Origin of the sequence: Pseudomonas sp. P9_35, from assembly GCF_034008205.1 — a bacterium.
In the GTDB taxonomy this organism is placed as follows: Bacteria; Pseudomonadota; Gammaproteobacteria; order Pseudomonadales; family Pseudomonadaceae; genus Aquipseudomonas; species Aquipseudomonas kilonensis.
The window spans coordinates 3,716,009-3,741,076 of sequence record NZ_CP125373.1 but is presented as its reverse complement, the minus strand read 5'-3'; the positions used below and the strand labels follow the sequence as shown (position 1 = coordinate 3,741,076).

19 protein-coding genes are annotated in these 25,068 nt (G+C 61.6%); 15 read left to right on the top strand and 4 right to left on the bottom strand.

Annotation, left to right across the window (positions count from 1 at the left end; genetic code table 11):
• Window positions 1-215 precede the first annotated feature (215 nt).
• Entirely contained in the window at window positions 216-863 is a 648-nt protein-coding gene (gene narL / locus QMK47_RS16230; protein ID WP_024616161.1) for a two-component system response regulator NarL, read from the bottom strand.
• Complete coding sequence (locus tag QMK47_RS16225) at window positions 860-2,659, bottom strand: HAMP domain-containing protein (RefSeq protein ID WP_258688249.1); 1,800 nt, start codon at window positions 2,657-2,659, stop codon at window positions 860-862. The genes narL and QMK47_RS16225 overlap by 4 nt, the downstream gene beginning before the upstream one ends.
• A 308-nt stretch (window positions 2,660-2,967) precedes the next feature.
• On the opposite strand from QMK47_RS16225, the gene QMK47_RS16220 reads away from it, so the two are divergent.
• From QMK47_RS16220 to QMK47_RS16155, 14 genes are all read left to right on the top strand, one after another.
• Window positions 2,968-4,269, top strand: coding sequence for a nitrate/nitrite transporter (locus QMK47_RS16220; RefSeq protein ID WP_408980867.1), 1,302 nt, complete (start codon window positions 2,968-2,970; stop codon window positions 4,267-4,269).
• Window positions 4,247-5,644: a NarK family nitrate/nitrite MFS transporter gene (locus QMK47_RS16215; protein ID WP_214510206.1), complete on the top strand. Its 1,398-nt coding sequence runs from the start codon at window positions 4,247-4,249 to the stop codon at window positions 5,642-5,644. The genes QMK47_RS16220 and QMK47_RS16215 overlap by 23 nt, the downstream gene beginning before the upstream one ends.
• Before the next feature lie 65 nt (window positions 5,645-5,709).
• On the top strand, window positions 5,710-9,483 hold the full coding sequence (locus QMK47_RS16210) for a nitrate reductase subunit alpha (protein WP_175360675.1): 3,774 nt from the start codon (window positions 5,710-5,712) through the stop codon (window positions 9,481-9,483).
• Between the two features lies 1 nt (window position 9,484).
• The gene (narH, locus tag QMK47_RS16205; protein ID WP_018613428.1) at window positions 9,485-11,023 is read left to right on the top strand and encodes a nitrate reductase subunit beta; all 1,539 of its coding nucleotides are present in this window, start codon (window positions 9,485-9,487) and stop codon (window positions 11,021-11,023) included.
• Between the two features lie 2 nt (window positions 11,024-11,025).
• Window positions 11,026-11,781: a nitrate reductase molybdenum cofactor assembly chaperone gene (gene narJ, locus QMK47_RS16200; RefSeq protein ID WP_214510208.1), complete on the top strand. Its 756-nt coding sequence runs from the start codon at window positions 11,026-11,028 to the stop codon at window positions 11,779-11,781.
• The gene (gene narI, locus QMK47_RS16195) at window positions 11,774-12,454 is read left to right on the top strand and encodes a respiratory nitrate reductase subunit gamma (protein WP_063320860.1); all 681 of its coding nucleotides are present in this window, start codon (window positions 11,774-11,776) and stop codon (window positions 12,452-12,454) included. Before narJ ends, narI begins: the two co-directional genes overlap by 8 nt.
• Before the next feature lie 10 nt (window positions 12,455-12,464).
• Window positions 12,465-13,433 carry a peptidylprolyl isomerase gene (locus tag QMK47_RS16190; protein ID WP_320388730.1) on the top strand — a complete coding sequence of 323 codons (969 nt, stop codon included), beginning with the start codon at window positions 12,465-12,467 and terminating at the stop codon, window positions 13,431-13,433.
• A gap of 25 nt (window positions 13,434-13,458) precedes the next feature.
• Window positions 13,459-14,451, top strand: coding sequence for a GTP 3',8-cyclase MoaA (gene moaA / locus QMK47_RS16185; RefSeq protein WP_320388728.1), 993 nt, complete (start codon window positions 13,459-13,461; stop codon window positions 14,449-14,451).
• A gap of 424 nt (window positions 14,452-14,875) precedes the next feature.
• Window positions 14,876-16,891 carry a ribonucleoside triphosphate reductase gene (locus tag QMK47_RS16180; protein WP_253475350.1) on the top strand — a complete coding sequence of 672 codons (2,016 nt, stop codon included), beginning with the start codon at window positions 14,876-14,878 and terminating at the stop codon, window positions 16,889-16,891.
• A gap of 31 nt (window positions 16,892-16,922) precedes the next feature.
• Window positions 16,923-17,084 (top strand): anaerobic ribonucleoside-triphosphate reductase, encoded by a 162-nt coding sequence (nrdD, locus tag QMK47_RS16175; protein ID WP_003202433.1) that lies wholly within the window; start codon window positions 16,923-16,925, stop codon window positions 17,082-17,084.
• Window positions 17,081-17,776, top strand: a complete 696-nt coding sequence (locus QMK47_RS16170; RefSeq protein WP_250886109.1) for an anaerobic ribonucleoside-triphosphate reductase activating protein — start codon at window positions 17,081-17,083, stop codon at window positions 17,774-17,776. The genes nrdD and QMK47_RS16170 overlap by 4 nt, the downstream gene beginning before the upstream one ends.
• Window positions 17,777-17,887: 111 nt before the next feature.
• Window positions 17,888-19,507: a methyl-accepting chemotaxis protein gene (locus QMK47_RS16165; protein ID WP_320388727.1), complete on the top strand. Its 1,620-nt coding sequence runs from the start codon at window positions 17,888-17,890 to the stop codon at window positions 19,505-19,507.
• 379 nt (window positions 19,508-19,886) lie between these two features.
• Window positions 19,887-20,192, top strand: coding sequence for a transposase (locus QMK47_RS16160; protein WP_038858942.1), 306 nt, complete (start codon window positions 19,887-19,889; stop codon window positions 20,190-20,192).
• Window positions 20,189-21,025: an IS3 family transposase gene (locus QMK47_RS16155; protein ID WP_253470111.1), complete on the top strand. Its 837-nt coding sequence runs from the start codon at window positions 20,189-20,191 to the stop codon at window positions 21,023-21,025. The genes QMK47_RS16160 and QMK47_RS16155 overlap by 4 nt, the downstream gene beginning before the upstream one ends.
• Before the next feature lie 450 nt (window positions 21,026-21,475).
• Here QMK47_RS16155 and mhpT read toward each other — a convergent pair whose 3' ends face one another.
• On the bottom strand, window positions 21,476-22,699 hold the full coding sequence (mhpT, locus tag QMK47_RS16150) for a 3-(3-hydroxy-phenyl)propionate transporter MhpT (RefSeq protein WP_253475328.1): 1,224 nt from the start codon (window positions 22,697-22,699) through the stop codon (window positions 21,476-21,478).
• Window positions 22,700-23,012: 313 nt separating this feature from the next.
• Between mhpT and QMK47_RS16145 the strand changes: the two genes are divergently transcribed.
• On the top strand, window positions 23,013-24,320 hold the full coding sequence (locus tag QMK47_RS16145; RefSeq protein ID WP_258688236.1) for an OprD family porin: 1,308 nt from the start codon (window positions 23,013-23,015) through the stop codon (window positions 24,318-24,320).
• A 231-nt stretch (window positions 24,321-24,551) separates the two neighbouring features.
• On the opposite strand, the gene QMK47_RS16140 is transcribed toward QMK47_RS16145, so the two are convergent.
• The gene (locus tag QMK47_RS16140) at window positions 24,552-25,037 is read right to left on the bottom strand and encodes a MarR family winged helix-turn-helix transcriptional regulator (RefSeq protein WP_077506472.1); all 486 of its coding nucleotides are present in this window, start codon (window positions 25,035-25,037) and stop codon (window positions 24,552-24,554) included.
• Window positions 25,038-25,068: the final 31 nt, after the last annotated feature.

The window sequence follows — 25,068 nt, the reverse complement described above, 5'->3', positions numbered from 1 at the left end:
GCCGGCCTATGCCTCGGCAGGCCTACCTCGGAAGAGGGATGAGGAGCGGCCATGCCAGTCAAATCAATGCCTGCAGAACACAGATCCTGTGGCGAGGGAGCTTGCTCCCGCTGGGCTGCGCAGCAGCCCCCAAAAAAACAGGGCCGCTGCGCGCCCCAGCGGGAGCAAGCTCCCTCGCCACAGGTTGTGTGTTTATTCATGGCCCCCAACCAGGACTAGCCCGCCCCGCGCAAATGCTCCATCGCCCACACCGCGGCTTCGACCCGTGAGCGCAAGCCGAGCTTGTGCAGCAGGTTCTTCACATGCACCTTGACCGTGCCTTCGGTGATGCCCAGCTTGTGCCCGATGACTTTGTTGCTGTAGCCGCCAGCGATGGTCTTGAGGACCTGGCGTTCGCGTTCGGTCAGTTCCACATCGGCCTGGCGCGGTGGCGAGCGTAGCGCCTGGGCCATGACGCGGGTCAGGCCCGGGCTGATCACCAGGGCGCCGTTGAGGGCATCGCGGATGTACTGGATCAGCAGCTCCGGCTCCATGTCCTTGAGCAGGTAACCGTTGGCGTCCAGGCGCAGGGCATCGCGGATGTCGTCCTCGGCATCGGACACGGTGAACAGCAGCACCTTGCCGGTGTAGTGCATGGCGCGCAGCCGGCGCAGGGTCTCGATGCCGTTCATCTGCGGCATGTTGTTGTCCAGCAGCACCAGGTCGGGGTTGAGCGGTTCGATCAGGGTCAGGGCTTCTTCGCCGTGGCTGGCTTCGCCAACGATCTGCAAATCGTCTTCGAGTTCAAGCATCTGGCGGATCCCGCGACGCATCATCGGATGATCGTCGACCAGTAGCAGGGTGTGGCGCAGGGGGGCGTTCATGTTGCGAGGCCTTCGGTGTGTTGGCCCAGGAATTCCGGTTGGAAATGCACCTGGATGCGGGTGCCCTGGGGTGTACGGGAGTGAATCTGCAGTTGGCCGCGCAGGCTGCGGGCTCGTTCGTTCATGATGTTCAGGCCATGGTGTTCGCGCTGGTCCACCTCGCCACTGAAGCCGCGGCCATCGTCTTCGATCGACAGCTGCACGGTCTCGCCTTCCTGGCGCAGTTCGAGCCAGGCGTTTTCGGCATGGGCGTGGCGCAGGCAGTTGGACAGGGCCTCGCGGGTGATCTGCAGGATGTGGATCTGCTCGCTGGCCGACAGCTCGAAGGCCAGGGTGTCGACGAACAGATGCACCTTGAAGTCCCCTCGGTTGGAGAACTCCTCGGCGGTGTCCTTGAGCTCTTCGACCAGGCCGTCATCGTGGATCTGCAAGCGGAAGGTGGTCAGCAACTCGCGCAACTGGCGATAAGCATTGTTGAGCCCTTCACGCAGTTCACCGGTGACGGTCTCCAGGGTCTGCACCGGTTCGCCCCGACGCATCAGGGTCTGCATGCGGCTGACTTGCAGCTTCATGTACGACAAGGCCTGGGCCAGGGAATCGTGGAGCTCGCGGGCAATGATCGTGCGTTCATCGAGCAGCAGCAGACGATGGTCCTGTTCGCGCTGGCGCTTGAGCGACAGCGACGTACCAATCAGGTTGGCCAGGGCCTGGATCAATGCGGTTTCCCAGGGCTGCGCGGCGTGGCCGTCGACAAAATGGGCCTTGAGCTCACCCAGTTCGTTGCCCTGGTTGCTGATGCTGAAGGCTTGCGGGCGTGCAGCGTTGCGTTTATGGCAGCTGGCGCAATCGCTGCTGGCGCAGACCTGGCGGCTGTCGGCGCCATGCAACGCCAGCAAGTGCCTGGCCGGTGACTGCAATTGCCCTTGCAGGCACAGCGTCAGGCGCAGGCCCGGCAGGCGCTGCTGGAAGCGCCGGATCAGTTCGTCCAGCCCTTCGGCATTGGCCTGGCGCGTCGCCAGGCTGCGACTGCTCTGGTACAGCAGCTCCAGGGCGGCGTTGGCCTGTTGCAGGTTCAGGGTCTTTTGCCGGACCTGGTTTTCCAGGGTGCGGTGCGATTGCTCGATGGTCTCGGCCATGGTGTTGAAACTGGTCGCCAACTGGCCCAGTTCATCTTCGGACTGGTGATTGACTCGCACCTGGAATTCGCCACGGCGAAAGCGCTGGGTGGCGTCCACCAACTCCTGCAAGGGCGTGACCACGCCGTACTGCAATTCATACAGGCCGATCAGCAGGATGATCATGGTGCTGAACAGCGCCGCGCCCTGGATCACCTGCTGCCAGCCTTGCTTGTGCTCGCTCTGGCGTTGCAGCAGGGTGACGAACCGGTCCAACTGGTTGACGAAGGCATTGGCATTGGCCTGGAAAAACGCCGAGTCACCACGCTCGATGGCCGGGCGCAAGGTCTGGTTCCAGCGTTGCACAAGGTCGCGATAGCTCTTGTGCAGGGAGGTTTCCGGCCCATCTTCCAGCACGGCGCGCAGGGCTGGGCTGTCGAGGCGTTGTTGCAGGCTGGCGGTGATCGCCGGGATGTCGTCGTTGGCCCCCGCCGCCAGTTTCCAGCTCAGGTGGTAGGTCTCCATGCGCACGGAGCCGGCGGTGTTGATGGCAGCAGCGTCGCCCTGGCTGAACCAGGCGATCAACCCGGCACTCAAGGAACTGGCCAAGGCCAGGATGGCGATCAGGATCACCGCCAGCCCGGCGCGAGCGGGCAGGGAACTGCGCAGCCAACGCATCATCGACGCGGGCCTGCGGGGCAAAACTGTGAACCGAGCATAGGGGGCGCCCTGGACCTGGGGGTGTAGCAGCCAATCCTGGGCGCACTACCTCTAAAGAGTTGTCGGCCGCTCCATTTCCATAAAAGCTTCGGCAGACTTGTTCAAGATATTGATAAATAAAGGGTTGTATCAATATCCGGGTCTACCTCCTTGGAGGTAGACGGGCCAAGCATAGGCCTGGACCGCCCCGACGCACGTTGATCCAGGTCAAGTTTTCGCGGGGTTCGTATCACTAGGCTGCGCTCATCGAACTGACGGAGTGCATCGTGATGCGAGCGCAAGTGCAACAAGGGCTGGTACTAGGGATGAGTACCCTGGCCTTCACCGTGTGCTTCATGGTCTGGATGATGTTTGCCGTGCTCGGCGTTCCGATCAAGGAAATGCTGGCCCTCAATGAAACCCAATTCGGCCTGCTGGCTGCCACGCCGGTGTTGACCGGTTCGCTGGTGCGCTTGCCCCTGGGGCTTCTGACCGACCGCTTTGGCGGACGGATCGTGTTCTTCCTGCTGATGCTGGTCTGCGTATTGCCGCTGTACATGATCACCCTCGCCACGGCCTTCTGGCAGTTCCTGGTGCTGGGCCTGTTCGTCGGCCTGGCCGGTGGCTCGTTCTCGGTGGGCATCGCTTACGTCGCCAAGTGGTTCGACAAGCAGAACCAGGGGTTTGCCATGGGCGTCTTCGGCGCCGGCAACGCCGGTGCGGCAGTGACCAAGTTCCTCGCTCCGGCGCTGATCGCGTTCGGCACCTGGCACCTGGTGCCGAAAGTGTTCAGCGCCATCCTGTTCATCACCGCGCTGCTGTTCTGGTTTCTCACCACCGAGAAAAAGGAACACAGCGGCACCGGCGGCGCGACGTTGCGCGAGCAATTGAAAACCCTGAAAGAGCCGGCCGTGTGGCGCTACTGCCAGTACTACTCGATCGTCTTCGGCGGCTACGTGGCCCTGGCCTTGTGGATGACCAAGTACTACGTGCAGGAATACGGCTTCAGCCTGCAAAGCGCGGCGCTGCTGGCGGCGTGTTTCTCCTTGCCCGGTGGCGTGCTGCGGGCCGTCGGTGGCTGGATGTCTGACCGCTGGGGCGCTCAGAGCGTGACCTGGTGGGTGTTGTGGGTCAGTTGGATCTGCCTGTTTCTGCTCTCCTATCCCCAGACGCAGCTGCAAGTGCAGACCGTCAACGGCATCGTCGATTTCCACATCGGTCTCACCCCCACGCTGTTCACCGTGCTGCTGTTCGTGATGGGCATCGCCTTCGCGTTCGGCAAGGCCTCGGTCTTCAAGTACATCGCCAACGACTACCCGAAAAACATGGGCGCGGTGTCCGGCATCGTCGGCCTGGCCGGCGGCCTGGGCGGGTTCGTGCTGCCGATCATGTTCGGCGCCCTGGTGGATCTCACCGGCGTGCGCTCGTCCTGCTTCATGTTGATGTACGGCGTGGTCTGGGTCTCCCTGGCCTGGATGTACTTCAGCGAAATGCGCAAGCGCCCGCTGCTGGGTAAACAGCCGCCGGCCACTCAATCCCCGTTTTCCAGCATTGCCCAAGGAGAAGAACATGTCCGTTCTGCAAACGCCTGAAAAGGGCCCGGTCATTCATGACTGGCGCCCGGAAGACCCTGCTTTCTGGGGCAGTAGCGGCAAGCTGACCGCCCGGCGCAACCTGTGGATTTCCATCCCGGCGCTGCTGTTGGCCTTCGCGGTGTGGATGGTCTGGAGCACGGTGATCGTGCGCCTGAATGCCATCGGCTTCAGCTTCAGCACCGACCAGTTGTTCTGGCTGGCGGCATTGCCGGGGCTGTCCGGCGCGACCTTGCGCATCTTCTACTCGTTCATGGTGCCGATCTTCGGCGGGCGCCGCTGGACCGCGCTGAGCACGGCGTCGTTGCTGATACCGGCTTTGTGGATGGGCTTCGCCGTGCAGGATTCGGCCACGCCCTACAGCGTGTTCGTGCTGATCGCATTGCTTTGCGGTTTTGGCGGCGGCAACTTCGCCTCGAGCATGTCCAACATCAGCTTCTTCTACCCCAAGTCCCAGCAGGGCACCGCCCTGGGCCTGAACGCCGGGCTGGGTAACCTGGGCGTGTCGGTGATGCAGTTCAGCGTGCCGCTGGTGATTTCCTTCGGTGTGTTCGGCTTCATGGGCGGCCAGCCGCAGGTGTTGGCCGACGGCAGCTCGCTGTGGTTGCAGAACGCCGGCTTCATCTGGGTACCGTTCATCCTCGCCGTGACCCTGATTGCCTGGTTCGGCATGAACGACCTGTCCAGCGCCCGCGCTTCGTTCAGCGAACAGGCGGTGATCTTCAAGCGCAAGCACAACTGGCTGATGTGCTGGTTGTACCTGGCCACCTTCGGTTCGTTCATCGGTTTTTCCGCCGCCTTCCCACTGCTGATCAAGACCTCGTTCCCGGACGTCATTGCCCTGAAATTCGCCTTCCTCGGTCCACTGGTGGGCGCGCTGGTACGGCCGCTGGGCGGCTGGCTGGCGGACAAGCTCGGTGGCGCGAAGGTCACCTTGTGGAACTTCGTGTTGATGATCGTGATGGTCTTCGGGGTCCTGCACTTCCTGCCGCAGAACGGCCAGGGCGGCAATTTCTACGGCTTCCTGGGCATGTTCATGTTGCTGTTCATCACCACTGGCGTGGGCAACGGTTCGACCTTCCGCATGATCCCGGTGATCTTCCGCACCCTGCACGAGAAGTCCGCCCTGGGCAAAAAGCCCGAACAACGCGAGTTGGCGCTCAAGAACGCCGGCAAGGAATCGGCCGCCGTGCTGGGTTTCAGCTCGGCCATGGGCGCCTTCGGAGCCTTCTTCATTCCCAAATCATTCGGCACTTCGATGGCCCTGACCGGCGGCCCGGAGATGGCCTTCTACATGTTCGTCGGCTTCTACCTGAGCTGCATCGTGGTGACCTGGTGGTGGTACGCCCGCAAGGGCGCGGCGACTCCCTGCTAAGACGAATTCAACTATTGCGTGGGCGGGGCGCAGACCCCGCGGAGCAAGCCTGAGAGGAACACACTGTGAGTCATTTATTGGATCAACTGCGGTTTTTCAACCGCAAGCAAGGCGAGTTTTCCGATGGTCACGGCGAGACCCGCAAGGAATCCCGGGACTGGGAGAACGTCTATCGTTCGCGCTGGCAGTACGACAAGATCGTGCGGTCCACCCACGGGGTGAACTGCACCGGTTCGTGCTCGTGGAAAATCTACGTCAAGAACGGCTTGATCACCTGGGAAACCCAGCAGACCGACTATCCGCGTACCCGCAACGATCTGCCCAACCACGAACCACGCGGCTGCCCTCGCGGCGCGAGCTACAGCTGGTACATCTACAGCGCCAACCGGCTCAAGTACCCGAAAATTCGCAAGCCATTGCTCAAGCTGTGGCGCGAAGCCCGGCAGACCCTGCCGCCGGTGGAAGCCTGGGCCAGCATCGTCGAGGACAAGGCCAAGGCCGACTCCTATAAAAGCAAGCGCGGCATGGGCGGCTTCATCCGTTCCAACTGGGAAGAAGTCAACGAGATCATCGCCGCCGCCAACGTCTATACCGTCAAGGAACACGGCCCGGACCGGGTGGTGGGCTTCTCGCCGATCCCGGCCATGTCGATGGTCAGCTATGCCGCCGGCTCGCGTTACCTGTCGTTGATCGGTGGCGTGTGCCTGAGCTTCTACGACTGGTATTGCGACTTGCCGCCAGCTTCGCCGATGGTCTGGGGCGAGCAGACCGACGTGCCGGAATCGGCCGACTGGTACAACTCCAACTACATCATTGCCTGGGGCTCCAACGTCCCGCAGACCCGTACCCCTGACGCCCACTTCTTCACCGAGGTGCGCTACAAGGGCACCAAGACCGTGGCGATCACCCCGGACTATTCGGAAGTCGCCAAGCTCACCGACCTGTGGCTCAACCCCAAGCAGGGCACCGACGCCGCGTTGGCCCAGGCCTTCAACCATGTGATCTTCAAAGAATTCCACCTGGACAAGCCGAGCGCCTATTTCACCGAATACGCCAAGCGCTACACCGACCTGCCGGTACTGGTGATGCTCAAGCCGATGCTCGGCGCTGCGCCGGGTGCGGGTTACCAGCCGGACCGTTTCCTGCGGGCCAGCGACCTGACCGACAACCTCGGCCAGGACAACAACCCGGAATGGAAAACCATCGCCATGGATGCCGCCGGCGAACTGGTTTCGCCCCAAGGCTCCATCGGCTATCGCTGGGGTGAGAAGGGCAAGTGGAACATCCTGCCCCGTGAAGGCGGCGAGGGGCGTGAGATCGACCTCAAGCTGAGCCTGATCGGCGGCGACGTCGCCGAGGTGGCGTTCCCGTACTTCGCCGGCGAAGCCCAGGAGTACTTCCAGCATGTGGCCGGTGACGCGGTGCAGTTCCGTCGGGTGCCGGTGCACAGCGTGGTGCTGGCCGATGGCAGCGTGGCGAAAGTCGCCACCGTATTCGACCTGTCGGCGGCCAACCTGGCGATCGACCGTGGCCTGGGCGGCGCCAACGTTGCCAAGGACTATGACGACGCTTCGGTGCCCGGCACCCCGGCCTGGCAGGAGCAGATCACTGGCGTAAGCCGCGAGAAGGCGATCCAGATCGCCCGCGAGTTTGCCGACAACGCCGACAAGACCCGTGGACGCTCGATGATCATCGTCGGTGCGGCGATGAACCACTGGTACCACATGGACATGAACTACCGCGGGCTGATCAACATGCTCATGCTCTGCGGTTGCGTCGGCCAGACCGGCGGCGGCTGGGCCCACTATGTCGGCCAGGAAAAACTCCGTCCGCAATGCGGCTGGCTGCCCCTGGCCTTTGGCCTGGACTGGAACCGTCCGCCACGGCAAATGAACGGCACCAGCTTCTTCTACGGGCACAGTTCGCAATGGCGCCACGAGAAGATGAGCATGCACGATGTGCTCTCGCCCCTGGCCGACAAATCGCAATTCCCCGAGCACGCCCTGGACTACAACATCCGCGCCGAACGGGCCGGCTGGTTGCCGAGTGCACCGCAGCTCAACACCAACCCGCTGCACATCTGCCGCGACGCCGCCGCCGCGGGCATGGAACCCAAGGACTACGTGGTCAAGTCGTTGCAGGACGGTTCCCTGCGTTTTGCCTGCGAGCAGCCGGACAGCCCGGTGAACTTCCCGCGCAACATGTTCATCTGGCGTTCCAACCTGCTGGGCTCCTCGGGCAAGGGCCACGAGTACATGCTCAAGTACCTGCTCGGCACCAAGAACGGCGTGATGAACGAAGACATCGGCCATGGCACCGAGTGCAAGCCCACTGAAGCCGAGTGGGTCGACGAGGGCGCCATTGGCAAGCTCGACCTGGTGACCACCCTGGACTTCCGCATGTCCTCGACCTGCGTGTATTCCGACATCGTCTTGCCGACTGCCACCTGGTACGAAAAAGACGACATGAACACCTCGGACATGCACCCGTTCATTCACCCACTGTCGGCCGCCATCGATCCGGCCTGGGAATCGCGTTCGGACTGGGAAATCTACAAGGGCATCGCCAAGGCGTTTTCCGCCATGTCGGTCGGCCACCTGGGTGTCGAGAAAGACCTGGTCACCGTACCGCTGATGCACGACAGCGTCGGCGAGTTGGCCCAACCGTTTGGCGGCACCGACTGGAAAAGTGCCGGTGTGGCGCCGATCCCGGGCAAGAACGCGCCGAACCTGCACGTGGTGGAACGCGACTACCCGAACATCTACAAGCAGTTCACCTCCCTGGGCCCGATGCTGGAAAAACTCGGCAACGGCGGCAAGGGCATCAACTGGAACACTGATACTGAAGTTAAATTCCTCGGCGAACTGAACCACAAGGAAGTCGAGGCGGGTATCAGCCAAGGGCGGCCAAAAATCGACAGCGCCATCGACGCTGCCGAAGTGATCCTGTCCCTGGCGCCGGAAACCAACGGCCATGTCGCGGTGAAAGCCTGGGCAGCGCTGTCGGAATTCACCGGCATCGACCACAGCCACCTGGCGGTGTCCAAGGAGCACGAGGCGATTCGCTTCCGTGACATCCAGGCCCAGCCACGCAAGATCATTTCCAGCCCGACCTGGTCTGGCCTGGAAGACGATCACGTGAGCTACAACGCCGGCTACACCAACGTCCATGAGTCGATCCCATGGCGCACCATCACCGGTCGCCAGCAGTTCTACCAGGATCACCCGTGGATGCAGGCGTTCGGCGAGCAGCTGATGAGCTATCGGCCACCGGTCAACACCCGCACCATCGCCGGCGTGAAGGGCAAGCGCAGCAATGGCGAGACCGAGATCGTCCTGAACTGGATCACCCCGCACCAGAAGTGGGGCATCCACAGCACCTACAGCGACAACCTGCTGATGCTGACCTTGAGCCGTGGCGGACCGATTGTCTGGCTCTCGGAAATCGACGCCAAGCGCGCCGGTATCGAGGACAACGACTGGATCGAATGCTTCAACGTCAATGGCGCGCTGACCGCCCGTGCGGTGGTCAGCCAACGGGTCAAGGAAGGCATGGTGATGATGTATCACGCCCAGGAACGGATCGTGAACGTGCCGGGTTCGGAAACCACCAAGACCCGTGGCGGCCACCACAACTCGGTGACCCGCGTGGTGCTCAAGCCCACCCACATGATTGGCGGCTACGCCCAACAGGCCTACGGCTTCAACTATTACGGCACGGTCGGTTGCAACCGCGACGAATTCGTCGTGGTGCGCAAGATGGTCAAGGTCGATTGGCTCGATGGTTCCAGTGGCGATGATTTGCCGCGTCCACTGCCGACTGATATCGAGGAGAACTGAGATGAAGATTCGCTCACAAATCGGCATGGTCCTGAACCTGGACAAATGCATCGGCTGCCACACCTGCTCGATTACCTGCAAGAACGTCTGGACCAGCCGTGAAGGCATGGAATACGCCTGGTTCAACAACGTCGAATCCAAGCCTGGCATCGGCTATCCCAAGGAGTGGGAAAACCAGGACAAGTGGAAGGGCGGCTGGATCCGCAACGCTGACGGTTCGATCAACCCGCGCATCGGCGGCAAGTTCCGCGTGCTGGCGAACATCTTCGCCAACCCGGACCTGCCGAGCCTGGACGATTACTACGAACCGTTCGACTTCGACTACCAGCACCTGCACACCGCACCGCTGGGCGAGCACCAGCCCACCGCGCGACCACGCTCGGTGGTGTCCGGCAAGCGCATGGAGAAAATCGAATGGGGCCCGAACTGGGAGGAAATCCTTGGTACCGAGTTTGCCAAGCGGCGCAAGGACAAGAACTTCGACAAGATCCAGGCGGACATCTACGGCGAGTACGAAAACACCTTCATGATGTACCTGCCGCGCCTGTGCGAGCACTGCCTGAACCCGACGTGCGCGGCGTCGTGCCCGAGCGGTGCGATCTACAAGCGCGAGGAGGACGGCATCGTCCTGATCGACCAGGAGAAATGCCGTGGCTGGCGCATGTGCATCAGCGGCTGCCCGTACAAGAAGATCTACTTCAACTGGAAGAGCGGTAAGTCGGAAAAATGCATCTTCTGCTACCCGCGCATCGAAGCCGGCATGCCGACCGTCTGCGCTGAAACCTGCGTTGGCCGCATCCGTTACCTCGGCGTGCTGCTGTATGACGCCGATCGCATCAGCGAAGTGGCAAGCACCGCCAATGAGCAGGACCTGTACGAGAAACAACTGGAGATCTTCCTCGACCCGAACGACCCGGCGGTGATTCGCCAGGCCCTGGCCGATGGCGTGCCGCAGTCGGTGATCGATTCGGCGCAACGCTCGCCGGTCTACAAAATGGCCGTGGACTGGAAACTCGCACTGCCGCTGCACCCGGAATACCGCACCTTGCCAATGGTCTGGTACGTGCCGCCACTGTCGCCGATCCAGAACGCCGCCACGGCTGGCACCGTGGGCATGAACGGGGTGATCCCGGACGTCGACAGCCTGCGTATCCCGCTGCGCTACCTGGCGAACATGCTCACCGCCGGCGATGAAAAACCGGTCAAGCTTGCGCTCAAACGCTTGTTGGCGATGCGTGCCTACAAACGTTCCGAGCAGGTCGACGGCGTGCAGGACCTGCAAGTGCTCGCCGACGTCGGCTTGAGCGTGAACCAGGTGGAAGAGATGTACCGCTACCTGGCCATCGCCAACTACGAAGACCGCTTCGTCGTGCCAAGCGCCCACCGCGAAGACGCCATGAGCGACGCGTTCGCCGAGCGCTCCGGTTGCGGTTTCAGCTTTGGCAGCGGTTGCAGTGGCAGCTCCGACACCAACATGTTCGGTGGCAAGAAGGCCAACCGCCGCGACGTGATCAAAACCGTGCAGTTGTGGGAGGAATGAGCATGCGCATTCTCAAGGTGATTTCGTTGCTGCTCGACTACCCGACCGAGACCCTGGTGGCCGGTCGGGATGAGCTGGAACAAGCGATTCTCCAAACGCGGGAAATCAGTCCGAACCAGCGCGCCGGGTTGTTCGAGTTGCTGGAGGTGATCTGCGGCAAGGACCTGATGGATGGCCAGGAGCACTACGGTGCGCTGTTCGGCCGCGGTCGTTCGCTGTCGCTGCTGCTGTTCGAACATGTCCATGGCGAATCCCGTGACCGGGGCCAGGCCATGGTCGACATGATGGCCCAGTACGAAGAGGCCGGTTTCGCCATCGGCGTCAAGGAACTGCCCGACTACATCCCGCTGTACCTGGAGTTTCTTTCCACCCGCGAAGACATCGAGGCCCGCGAGGGCCTGGCCGATGTAGCGCACCTGCTGGCTTTGCTCGCGGCGCGCCTGGACGAGCGTGAAAGCGCCTACGCCAGTTGCTTCCGGGCCTTGCTGCAAATCGCCGGGGCCGAGCCTCAGGTGGCCGTGGCCGAGTTGCGTGAGCAAGTGAAGGCCGAGCCACGGGATGACTCCCTCGAAGCCCTGGACAAGATCTGGGAAGAAGAGGCGGTGGACTTCATGAAGGCCGAACAGCAGGACCGTTGCAGTTCACTGCCCAGCGCGCCGGGCAAGGCGCGAGACGAAAGTGCGGTGCCGCTGCACTGGGTGGATTTTCAGCATGAAGGGCTGGCCGCAGCGCCAGCCGGGGAGGTGGGCAATGTCTAAATGGGATCTGTTGTTGTTCGGGGTCTACCCCTATGTCGCCTTGGCGATTTGCCTGCTCGGCAGTTGGGCACGCTTTGATCTGTCCCAGTACACCTGGAAGGCCGGTTCCAGCCAGATGCTGAACAAGCGCGGCATGCGCGTGGCCAGCAACCTGTTTCACATCGGCGTGCTGTTCGTGTTGGCCGGCCACTTCGTCGGCCTGCTGACACCCTCGGCGATCTACCACCACGTGCTGAGCACCGAGAACAAGCAGTTGCTGGCGATGGTCTCCGGCGGTTTCTTCGGCGTACTGGGCCTGATCGGCCTGGTGATGCTGCTCAACCGTCGCCTGACCGACCCACGGGTTCGCGCCACCTCCAATGCCTCGGACATCCTCGTGCTGGTGGTGCTGCTGGTGCAACTGGTACTTGGGCTGATGACCATCGTGGCGTCGACCGCCCATATGGACGGCTCGGTGATGGTGATGCTGGCCGACTGGGCCCAGAACACCGTGCTGTTGCGTCCGGTTGAAGCCGCTACCTCGATAGCGCCGGTGGGCCTGGTCTACAAGCTCCACGTGGTGCTGGGCCTGACCCTGTTCGTGCTGTTCCCGTTCACTCGTCTGGTCCATATCGTCAGTGCGCCGGTCTGGTACCTGGGGCGTCGTTATCAAATCGTTCGGCAGAAGTTTTGAGGAGAAGATCATGGCGAGTGGATGCGGGTGTGGCGGTAGTAGTGGCGGCAGCGGCGGCTGTGGTTCTTCGGCAAAAGCGGCACCGGTAATCGCGCCGGTGGCCGATGCCGAACCGGCGGGGGCGGTGCAGTTCGAGCCGGCCCAGGCCGGGCCGGTGGCGGAAGATGAAGCGCCGCAGTTGATTGCCAGCAGTGAACAGGAGTGGCCGATCATCAGCGTCAACGGGGTGTCGATCACCCCGCAGGCGATGGCCCAGGAGCTGCAATATCACCCGGCTGACAGCCGTGAGGAGGCGGTCTACCAGGCCGCTCGGGCGCTGGTGATTCGCGAATTGCTCCAGCAACGTATCGCCGAACTGGGCCTGGCGTTGCAGGTCGGTGCCGGCGAAAACGAAGAGGAGGCGGCGACGCGGTTGTTGCTCGAACGCGAGGTGCAGGTGCCACAGTGCGACGAGGCAACCTGCCTGCGTTACTACGAAAACAACCGGGCGCGCTTTCACAGTGCGCCGTTGCTGGCGGTGCGGCACATCCTGCTCGAATGTGCGCCGGACGATGCCGAGGCGCGCAGCCTGGCCCATGTCCAGGCCGAGCTGCTGCTGGAGCGGCTGGACCAGTTCCCGGGCAGTTTTGCCGAGTTGGCGCTGACGCATTCGGCGTGTCCTTCCAAGGCGCAGGGCGGCTCGCTGGGGCAGATCAGCAAGGGCCAGACCGTGCCTGAACTGGAGCGCCAGTTGTTCACCCTGCCGGCGGGCCTGGCCGGTAAACCGCTGGAAAGTCGCTATGGCTGGCACGTGATCAGCATCGACCAGCGAATCGATGGCCAGCCATTGCCGTATGAGGCAGTGGAGACGGCGATTCGTATCCAGTTGCAGCAGGGCGTGTGGCAAAAAGCGCTGGTGCAGTACCTGCAAACCCTGATCGGTGCGGCGGACATTCGCGGCATTCACCTTCAGGGTGCCGACTCGCCGCTGGTGCAGTGAGCACGGGCTCAATCGGGAGATCTTCATGAACGCGGTGTTGCAGGACGGATTTGGGCGCCAGATCGATTATTTGCGGATGTCGGTGACCGATCGTTGTGATTTTCGTTGTGTGTATTGCATGGCGAAAAACATGACGTTCCTGCCGCGTCAGCAAGTCTTGACCTTGGAGGAGTTGCAGCGCCTGGCGCGGCTTTTCGTCGGCCTGGGGGTGAAGAAAATCCGCCTGACCGGTGGCGAGCCGCTGATCCGTCCGGGCATCGTCGGGCTGTGTCGCGAGATCGCGGCATTGCCTGGCCTGCGGGAACTGGTGATGACCAGCAACGGCTCGCAGCTGGGGCGGTTGGCCCAGCCGCTGGTCGAGGCTGGGGTCAAGCGCATGAACATCAGCCTCGACAGCCTGGACGGCGAACGTTTTCGGGCGATCACCCGCAACGGCAACCTGGACCAGGTGCTGGCCGGCATCGAAGCGGCGAAGGTCGCCGGGTTCGAGCGGATCAAGCTCAACTGCGTGGTCATGAAGGGACGCAATGTCGATGAAGTTCCGGCGCTGGTGCAGTACGCCATCGACCAACGCATCGACATCAGCTTTATCGAGGAGATGCCGTTGGGAGAGGTCGGGCGTTCCCGGGGCGAGTCGTTCTGTTCCAGCGATGAGGTGCGGGCCGAGATCGCCCGCCATCATCGCCTGCTCGACAGTGCCGAGAGCAGCGGCGGGCCGGCGCGCTATGTGCGCCTGGAGCGTCATCCGGATACTCGGATCGGTTTCATTTCACCCAACACCCACAACTTCTGCGCCAGTTGCAACCGCGTGCGCATGACCGTCGAAGGGCGTTTGCTGTTGTGCCTGGGGCAAGAAGACTCCCTTGATTTGCGCGGCTTGCTGCGGCGTTATCCGCTGGAAGACCAACCGGTGATCCAGGCGGTGCACCAGGCGTTGCGTGGCAAGCCACTGCGCCATGACTTCAACCCGGGTGGGGAAGTGCAGATTGTGCGGTTCATGAACATGAGCGGGGGGTGAGGGATCGCACAGGGTCCTGTGGCGAGGGAGCTTGCTCCCGCTTGGCTGCGCAGCAGACCCAAAGCACTCTGGCCCGCACCCTCGACGTTGAATGTGCCGGCCTCATCGCGAGCAAGCTCGCTCCCACAGGGGGGCTGTGGTGAGTCTAAATCCTGCAGTCAGCCGGAAACCAGTGTGGGAGCGAGCTTGCTCGCGATGACGGCGGCCCAGTCAACATCAAACTTAACTGACCCACCGCTATCGCGAGCAAGCTCGCTCCCACAAGGGATCTGCGGCGCTTGAAAAAATGACTTTTCGAGCCTGAATGCCGGTCGCTCCCGATTCTTGATGTCGATCAATTGCAACCCTGCCTTTTGTCCGTACTCTCCACTGCATATTGTGTTTGAAGATCTCAAAAAGCCTATATGTAGTGTCTGGAGCCAAAATGCAGAGCACGTTGATCTCAGTAGGGTGTAACCGCTTGCACAAGCGCGATGGCAGTGTGGTCGCCTTTGATGCGGACAAGATCCGCCAGGCGCTGATCGCCGCCGGCAAGGCCACCGGCGAATACGCCGAAGCCGAGGCCGAGGCGTTGCTGGAGGCAGTGTTGGCGCGGTTGGAAGGGCAGACGCGGTTGAACGTCGAGCAGATCCAGGACCGTGTCGAACGGGTACTGATGGACGCCGGTTTCTTTCTCTCCATGCGTGCCTACATCGTGTATCGCGAGCAACACGGACGCCTGCGTCGGGATCGCCGTACGCTGGTGGAAGTCGCCACGTCGATGAACGAATACCTGGACCGCGAAGACTGGCGCGTGCAGGCCAATGCCAACCAGGGGTATTCCCTCGGCGGGCTGATCCTCAACGTTTCGGGCAAGGTCACCGCCAACTACTGGCTCGATGAAGTCTACAGCCAGGCCATCGGCGAGGCGCACCGCGAGGCTGACCTGCATATCCACGACCTGGACATGCTCGCTGGCTACTGTGCCGGCTGGTCCTTGCGCACCCTGTTGCACGAAGGCCTCAATGGCGTGCCAGGGCGGGTCGAGGCCGGGCCGCCCAAGCATCTGAGCAGTGCCCTGGGACAGATGGTGAACTTCCTCGGCACCCTGCAGAACGAATGGGCCGGCGCCCAGGCGTTCAGTTCGTTCGACACTTACCTGGCGCCCTATGTGCGCAAGGACCAGCTCAGCTACGACGAGGTCCGCCAGTCGTTGCAGGAGTTCATCTACAACCTCAACGTACCGTCGCGCTGGGGCACGCAAACCCCGTTCACCAACCTGACGTTCGACTGGGTCTGCCCACAGGACTTGCGCGAACAGATCCCGATCGTTGGCGGCGAAGAGATGCCGTTCGCCTACGGTGACCTGCAAGCGGAAATGGAACTGATCAACCGCGCCTACATCGAGGTGATGCAGGCCGGCGATGCGAAAGGGCGGGTGTTCACTTTCCCGATCCCGACCTACAACATCACCCACGACTTTCCGTGGGACAGCGAGAACGCCGACCGGCTGTTCGAAATGACCGCCCGTTACGGCCTGCCGTATTTCCAGAACTTCCTCAACTCGGACATGCAACCCAATCAGGTGCGGTCGATGTGCTGCCGCTTGCAGCTGGACGTGCGCGAGTTGCTCAAGCGCGGCGGCGGCTTGTTCGGTTCGGCGGAGCAGACCGGTTCCCTGGGCGTGGTGACCATCAACTGCGCCCGTCTGGGCTACCTGTACAAGGGCGACACCAGCGCGTTGCTGCAACGCATCGATACGCTGATGGAACTGGCGATGGAGAGCCTGGAGGTCAAGCGCAAGGTCATCCAGCATCACATGGATGCCGGTTTGTACCCTTACACCAAGCGCTACCTGGGTACCTTGCGCAATCACTTCTCCACCATCGGCGTGAATGGCCTGCACGAAATGCTGCGCAATTTCACCGATGACCAGCAAGGCCTGCACACCGAGCAAGGCCGGGAATTCGCCCTGAAACTGTTGGATCACGTGCGGGCCACGCTGCTGCGGTTCCAGGAAGAAACCGGCCACCTCTACAACCTCGAAGCCACGCCCGCCGAGGGCACCACGTACCGCTTCGCCAAGGAAGACCTCAAGCGCTATCCGGATATCTTGCAGGCCGGCAGCCCGGTCGCCCCGTACTACACCAACTCGTCGCAACTGCCGGTGGGCTTCACCGAAGATCCGTTCGAAGCCCTGGAGCTGCAAGACGAACTGCAATGCAAATACACCGGCGGCACCGTGTTGCACCTGTACATGGCCGAGCAGATTTCCTCCACACAGGCTTGCAAGCAACTGGTGCGCAAGGCCCTGGGACGTTTCCGCCTGCCGTACCTGACCATCACGCCGACCTTTTCCATCTGCCCGGTGCACGGCTACCTGGCCGGCGAACACGAGTTTTGCCCCAAATGCGACGAGGCCTTGCTGCTGCAACAACAGCGCCAGGGCAGCGTTCACTGATCCGATCCATCGACCGCAAGGAGCTTCACCCATGAATGCATCGCAAAGCCTTCCCCAAGCACAACGTCAACGTTGCGAAGTCTGGACCCGCGTGATGGGTTATCACCGCCCGGTGGCGGCCTTCAACCCAGGCAAGCAGTCCGAGCATCGCGAGCGGGTGCACTTCACCGAACGCGCGGCCGGGCGTCCATGAGTCGAGTGCTACGGGTCGGGGGCATGGTGCCCCTGACCACCCTCGATTATCCGGGCCAACTGGCGTGTGTGCTGTTTTGCCAGGGCTGTGCCTGGCGTTGTCGTTATTGCCACAACCCGCAACTGATCCCGCCGCGCGGCAGCGAGGAGGTGGATTGGTGCCGGGTATTGGCGTTCCTGCAACGTCGTCAGGATTTGCTCGACGCCGTGGTCTTCAGCGGCGGCGAACCGACCTTGCAGGACGGCCTGGCGCCAGCCATGGAGCAAGTGCGGCAGATGGGCTTTCGCATCGGCCTGCACAGCGCCGGCATCAAGCCGGCGGCCTTCGCCAAAGTGGTCGGGCTTGCCGACTGGGTGGGTTTCGACGTCAAGGCCTTGCCCGAGGATGCCCTGGACGTGACCCGGGTCGAGGGCAGCGGCGCCGCCAACTGGCGCAGCCTCGACCACCTGTTGGCCAGCGGCGTGGATTATGAATGTCGCACGACGGTGCACTGGCATCTGTTCGACCCCGAGCGGTTGCTGACCCTGGCCCGACGCTTGAGCGAACGCGGCGTCACGCGGTTCGCCGTGCAACTGGTGCGCACTGCGCGGATGCTCGATCCCCACCTTTCCAGCGTCTCGGCACACGCTTTGCAGCCCGAACTATGGGCCGCCATGCGCGAGCTGTTTCCCTCGTTCGTCTTACGCAGTTGAGCGAGCGCCGAGATGAACGACCGACAGCGGCCCGAGATGACCGGACCACACTTTTTTAAGGTTTTCAAATGCGCTGCCAACCGGCAGGTAGTTGAACAGGGAGCATTTGATATGACCAGACTCACCACCGCCCAACGCATCGTGATCGGCTTTGCCATCGCGCCACTGGCCTTGATCGCCTTGACGTTCTACGCCTTGAACGACCTGGCGATGCTGCGCGACCAGGCCGAGCAGATCGTTCGGCAGGATTGGCCGAAGATCGACCCGATCATGGTGATCGCCACGGGTGTGCGCGACAACGCCAGGAACACCCGAGACTTGCTGATCGACAAGAACAACGTGCAAGTCCAGCAATCCATCGACGCCACCCGACAACGGATTACCCAGGCCTTCGCCACGCTGGAGCCGCTGTTCGATCAGCCTGAAGGCAAGGCCGCGTATGCCGAGTTGAAAAAGCGTCGCGAGGCCTATGTGGCGGCGTTCGTCCAGGTGCAGGCGTTGATCCGCCAGGGCGCGACGGACGAGGCGATGACGCAGCTCAAGCAGGGCGTGATTCCGGCGGAGCTTGAGGTGTACAAAAGCCTCGAAGGAATGATGGCGATGCAGGGCAAGGTCTTTGTCGAACGTGAGCACTTGGCCCAGGCACGTTACAACGATGCGCGGCGCAACATGCTGGCGTTGGTGCTGGCTTGCCTGGCCCTGGTGACGACCGTGGCGGTCCTGGTGACCCGCAGCGTGACCCGTCCCCTGGGTGGTGAACCCAATGACGCGGCGCGGGTGCTTAACCTCATCGCCCAGGGCGACCTGACGATCCGCGTGCCCGTGGGTGTCGGCGCCAATGACAGCGTGATGAGCAACATGCACGACATGCAGCAGAGCCTCAACAGCATGGTCCGGCACATTGCGGCCTCGGTGGATCGGGTGGCCAGTTCCTCCGAAGAACTGAGCGCGGTGAGCAGCCAGACCAGCAGCACCTTGCAGTTGCAAGGGCATGAAATCGAACAGGCTGCCGCGGCCGTGAACCAGATGACCGCCGCGGTGGATGAAGTGGCGCGCAATGCGGTGAGCACCAGCGAAGCCTCGCGAGTGTCCGAGCAAACGGCCCAGCGCGGTCGTGAACAGGTCCAGGAAACGGTGGCTTCCATTACCGCGCTGGCCGAAGGTGTGACGGACAGTTCCGGGCGAATCCAGCAATTGGCCGGGCGGGTACAGGACATCAGCTCGGTGCTGGATGTGATCCGCAGCATTGCTGAGCAGACCAATCTCCTGGCACTGAACGCCGCTATCGAAGCCGCCCGCGCCGGTGATGCCGGGCGTGGTTTTGCAGTGGTGGCCGATGAAGTCCGGGCGTTGGCTCATCGGACCCAGGATTCGACTCGGGAAATCGAGGGCATGATCGGTAATATCCGCCTGGACAGCGGGCATGCGGTGAGCTCCATGCAGAACAACAGCGAACTGGTGCAAGCCACGCTGCTAGTGGCCCAGCGCTCCGGCGATGCCCTGGATGAAATCGCCCATTCGATCTCGCACATCAACGAGCGCAACCTGATGATCGCCAGCGCCACGGAACAGCAGGCACTGGTGGCGCGAGAGGTGGATCGTAACCTGGTGGGCATTCGCAACCTCTCCGAACAGGTCATGCTGGGCGCGCGGCATACCGATACGGCGGGCCAGGACCTGGCGCAGATGGCCGGGTCACTGCATGAGACGGTGGCGCGGTTCAAGGTCTAGGCCGATCAATGTCAGAGCCTCAGCCCCAAAACCCCTTGTGGGAGCGAGCTGGCTCGCGATAGCGGTGGGTCAGCTTGTGGTGATGTTGGCTGTGCCGATGTCATCGCGAGCAGGCTCGCTCCCACAGGATTTTGTGTCGACACCAGATGTCGTGAACACTCGAAACCTTGTGGGAGCGAGCTTGCTCGCGATAGCGGTAGGTCAGTTGGTGGTGATGTTGGCAGTGCCGACGTCATCGCGAGCAAGCTCGCTCCCACAGGATTTTGTGTCGACATCAGATGTCGTGAACACTCGAAACCTTGTGGGAGCGAGCCTGAACTGGCCTAATAATTCCGGACACCTCTTAAGGGCGATATGATTTCGCCAATTTGGAGGTTCCATGAAAGAAAGAAGAGTCTTTTCCCGCGAGTTCAAACATCGTGCGGCCAGCATGGTGATTGATGACAACTGTTCAGTACAGGAAGTCTGCGCGTCGCTGGACATCAGTGCTACCGCGTTACGACGGTGGGTGGACCAGGTTCGCAAGGAACAAAAAGGTCAGCCAGTTCAAGGCACCAAGGCCATTACTGAGGATCAACGGCAGATTCAGGATCTGAAAGCCAAGATCAAACGCATGGAAATGGAAGCCGAAATCTTAAAAAAGGCTACCGCTCTCTTGATGTCGGATCCCGATCGTTTTCGATGATCGCGGAGCTAAGAGAGTCATTCCCGACCGCCATCCTGTGTCGCGTTTTCGATGTGAAGCGCAGCAGCTTTTACGAATGGCTACAGCGGCTCTCGCGGCCTAAGATCGAGCGCGAAGAACTCAAGGGGAAGGTGGTTGAACTGCACAGCGAAAGCCGGGAAGCCATGGGGTCCAGAACGATCAGCAAGCATCTGAAGGCCCAAAACATAGCGGTCGGCAGAAGCCTTGTTAGAACACTGATGAGGGAAGCCAACATTGTCAGTAAACAACGCCAGCCTCATCCATTCAGGTCCAAAGGAGTTGAAGCATTTGTCGCACCCAATCTGCTCAAGCGTAATTTCAAGCCGACCGTGGTCAATCAGGTCTGGTGTGGCGACGTTACAAGCTTGATGGTGGGTAAACGCTGGGTTCATCTGGCCATCGTGATCGACTTGTTTGCTCGCCGGGTCATTGGTTGGGCATTTTCGCTGGTCAATGACGCCAACCTGGTCAGCAAGGCGTTACGCATGGCGATAGAGCTTCGAACATGCCCACCTGGATTGATGTTTCATTCGGATCAGGGCTGTCAGTACACCAGCCGCAAGTTTCAAGAAGAGTTGATGCGCAATGGCATTTTGCAAAGCATGAGTCATCGCGGGCAGTGCTGGGACAATGCTCCAACAGAACGTTTTTTCGGCACCCTGAAGTCAGAATGGGTCCCTCGCAACGGTTACAGCACGAGCGAGGAAGCACAAACCGATATGGTGCGCTTCTTCATGTACTACAACCGCACCAGGCTCCACAGCTACAACGACTACCTATCGCCAATAGCCATGGAGCAAAAAGCAGCATAAACACCGTAACTGGTGTCCGGATTTACTTGACCAGTTCAGCCTGCTCGCGATTGCGGAGGGGCAGTTGGTGGTGATGTTGGCTGTGCTGGCGTCATCGCGAGCAAGCTCGCTCCCACAGGGGAAACGCGGTCCTACCAAGAGCCAGGTCGGCTGTCAGGCCGCCTCGCGGTGGACGTTGATCTCGGCGCCCCGTTAACCACGATGGCCGAACGCAGGCATTGCGCAGTGGGCAACCCGGCATGGATGCCGGGTTAGCCGCGCTGGGCCATGGATGGCCCTTCGCGGCGGCCCACGGAGCAATGCCGGAGTGAGGGCACACCGAGCCTAGGCGAGGTGCCGAGTGGTGGGGCAAAGCGTTTTTGCTTACTTTTGGCGCTCTTCCAAAAGTGAGCCGCCGTAAGGGCGGAACCCTAAGCCGCCGTTACCCAAATAACGGATATACACACCAAGTCAGGAGTTCCCAGCGACCGGCTCAGGAGCACCCAACCGCGGCCCGACCGAACGACGAATCACACTGAGAACTGCCAAAGTCGCGACCACCAACCCAGGCGAAGTCGCCAGCAATACGGCTGTGGTCCCACCCCCAGCTGCCAGGATCTGTCCGGCAGCCAGAGGCCCGGCCACCGACCCCAGGCGTCCGATGGCCACCGCTGCACCCACTCCCGTCGCACGTACGGCGGTAGGGTAGGAGGGCGGCGCCAAGGCATAGAGGACCAATTGCGCAGCCATGACAAACAACCCAGCGGCGAACCCGGCAATGGCCATCGGCACGATACCGACCGACAACCCGACCCCGGCCAGGGCGCTCAGCAGCCCGGCATAGACGAACAGCACCACCTTGATGCCATTGCAACGGTCCAGCAACAGGCCTCCGAGCAACGAGCCAAGCGCTCCGCCGATGTTGAACAGCATCTGCACCAGGCCGGCCTGGGGTTTGCTGAAGCCCTGTTCCAGCAGCAACGACGGCAGCCAGTTGAGCAACATGTACATCACCGTCAGGGTGAAGAAATAACTCAGCCACAACGCCAAAGTGGTACCGCCGCGACCTTCACCGAACAGCGCCTGAGCGGTTGAGCCACGCGATGAGCCGCCATCCTGCGCCTGGCGAAAGGCGCTGGATTCGGGGAGCCACAGGAGCATCAGCGGGACCACCAGCAAGGGCGCCAATCCACCGATGAAAAACGTCATCTGCCAGTGCTCGCCAAACAACATGGCGACCACTGCCGCCAACGCACCACCCAACGGCACGCCGGCATACATCACGCTGATGGCCGTGCCCCGGCGCTGCTCGCCCACGGCTTCGGCGCACAGGGCAATGAGGTTGGGCAGGGCGGCGCCCAAGCCCAGGCCGGTCATGAAACGTACGAGCAAGAGGCTGGAGAAGTGTTCGACATAAGCGGTGCTGAGGGAAAACACGCCGAACAGCAAGACAGCGGTGACGAGGATTTTCTTGCGACCGATGCGATCAGCGATCCAGCCGCCGAAGAACGCACCTGGCAACAGCCCGATGATCCCGGCGCTGAATACCCAACCCATCATTTTCGGGTCGAGGGCAAATGTCTGTCGCAGCCCTGCGGCTGCGGTACCGGCTGACTGCAGGTCGAAACCCTCGATCAACGCGACGATGAAACACAAGGCGATGGTCAGCGTCGCACGACGCGCCGGCTGGTTCATGGCAAATCCTCTTATTGTTTTTGTGAGGGAACACCGGCTCGGAGGATAACCGGCAGCTGCATTTAAGATTAACAAAGCTAACTAAAAAATGAAGGCTGCCAAGGAGGAGTCGTAAGCTGGCCAGATCATTATAAAAATCAGCGGCTTGGTGCGGATTTTCAAGCCGGGCGGTAAATTAGTTAATGATATTAATGTTCGATTATCGGTCAGTGTTGATTGACGAAGCACCCGTGCGGTTTCCATTCTTGGTTCCCACGGCCCCCATCACCAAGGCTGGGCCGAACAAAACAACAACAATAAGTGGATATCGAACATGCCAAACCTTGCCCGGGCCGCCCTGACGGCGCGCCCTGTTTCATCGCTCGTTCATCTGCTGGCCTGTCTCGGGCTGAGCCTGGGGGCTCCCGCCTTGCGGGCGGAGGGCTTCTTCGACGACAGCCACGGTACCCTGACCCTGCGCAATTACTACATGGACCGCGACTACAAGGACGACGGCGCCAAGACCGCGGCCAGGGAGTGGGCTCAAGGCGTGTTCATGAACGTCGAGTCGGGGTTTACCCCAGGCACGGTCGGGTTCGGCCTCGACGTGAGGGGATTGCTGGGCATCAAGCTCGACTCGTCGCCTGACCGAAGCGGCACCGAACTGTTGCCGGTGTCGAGCAGCGACAAGCGCGCGGCGGATGAGTATTCGCGCCTGGGCGTGACCGGCAAGCTGCGTTTCGCGCAAACCACGGTGAAGACCGGCGATGTGTCGATCTTCCTGCCGTTTGCCTTTGCCAGCCCATCGCGGCTGCTGCCGCAGACCTTTCGCGGGACGACCCTCAGTTCCAAGGACATCGACGGCTTGACGTTGAACACCGGTTATATCGATCGCATCGCCCGGCGCGACTCCACCGACTACCAACCGATGAGCATCGCCTCGCCCAACCGTCGTTTCAACGGTGCGGCGACTTCTTCCCATATGGCGTATGTGGGCGGCGACTACCAGGTCAACAAAGACCTGAGCCTGCGGGCTTATCACGCTGAAGTGGCGGATTTGTATCAACAGAACACCCTGGCGTTGTTGCACAACCTGCCCTTGGGCGACGGCGTCCTGACCACCGACCTGCGCAGTTTTTTCAGCGACGAAGACGGCGCGGCCAAGGCTGGCAAAGTGGATAACCGCAATGTCTCGGCGCTGGTCGGCTATCGCCTGGGTGGCCATCGCGTGAGCCTGGGCTACATGCATGCCAGTGGCGATACGGCCACGCCTTATGTGTCCGGCACCGAGCTGATGGGCTTGAGCGAAATGACCATGAGCTCGGATTTCCTCAATGCCAAGGAACGCACCTGGCAAGCGATCCATGACTACGACTTTGCCGCCGTGGGCGTGCCGGGCCTGCGGAGTCGGCTGCGTTATGTGCGTGGCGATCACATCGAACTGGCGGCCCTCAATGCCGAGGATCGCAAGGAGCGTGAGTTCCAGATGGAGCTGGGATACGTGATCCAGGGCGGCCCGCTGAAAAACGTCGGGCTGCTGGCGCGCAAATCGATCTATCGCAACAACTTCCCGGGGACGGCGGCGTTTCGCGACGAGAACCAGACCCGGTTCCTGGTGACGTACAGCGTGCCGATCTGGTGATGCCTTGACGAGTGATGCAGTGCTTTTGTGGCCAGAGATTGCTCCCGCTGGGCTCTGTAGGAGCTGGCGAAGCCTGCGATCTTTTGATCTTTTGATCTTTTGATCTTTCGCTTGAGATTCAAGTGTCTGGGGAAAGATCGCAGCCTCGTTTCACTCGACAGCTCCTACACAGCTCCTACGGACGCAACCCAGCGGGAGCAAGCTCTCTCGCCACAGGGGAGCGGTGTTCTTTTACTGGTAAACCTTCTTCAACAACCGCAGCAACTCCTCACGCTCAGCCCCTGAAAGGGTCGCCGTGGAGTCGAGGTCGCTCTGCGCGGCGATTTGCTTGAGCTCCTTGAGCAACGTTTCGCCAGTCTTGCTCAGGAAAATCCCGTAGGAGCGTTTATCCGGCTTGCAGCGCACGCGCACGGCCAGGGCGCGGCTTTCCAACTTGTTCAGCAGCGGCACCACTTGCGGTGGCTCGATTGTCAGGGCCTTGGCCAGGTCGGCCTGCATCAGGCCGGGATTCTGGTCGATGATTGTCAGGGCCGAGAACTGGGCAGGGCGCAGATCGTGGACGGCGAGCCGGCCAATCAGGTTCTGGAACAGTTTCAACTGGGCGCGACGCAGGGCGTAACCGATCAGGTCGTCCAGCGCGGAGTCCAACGGCGCTTGCGCGTCGGTACCGGCAGCCAGGGGCTCGGCGGGTTCGGCAAGCTTGGAAGACTTGGCCATCGAAGTGAGCTTCCTCAAGGGGAGTGGTTAA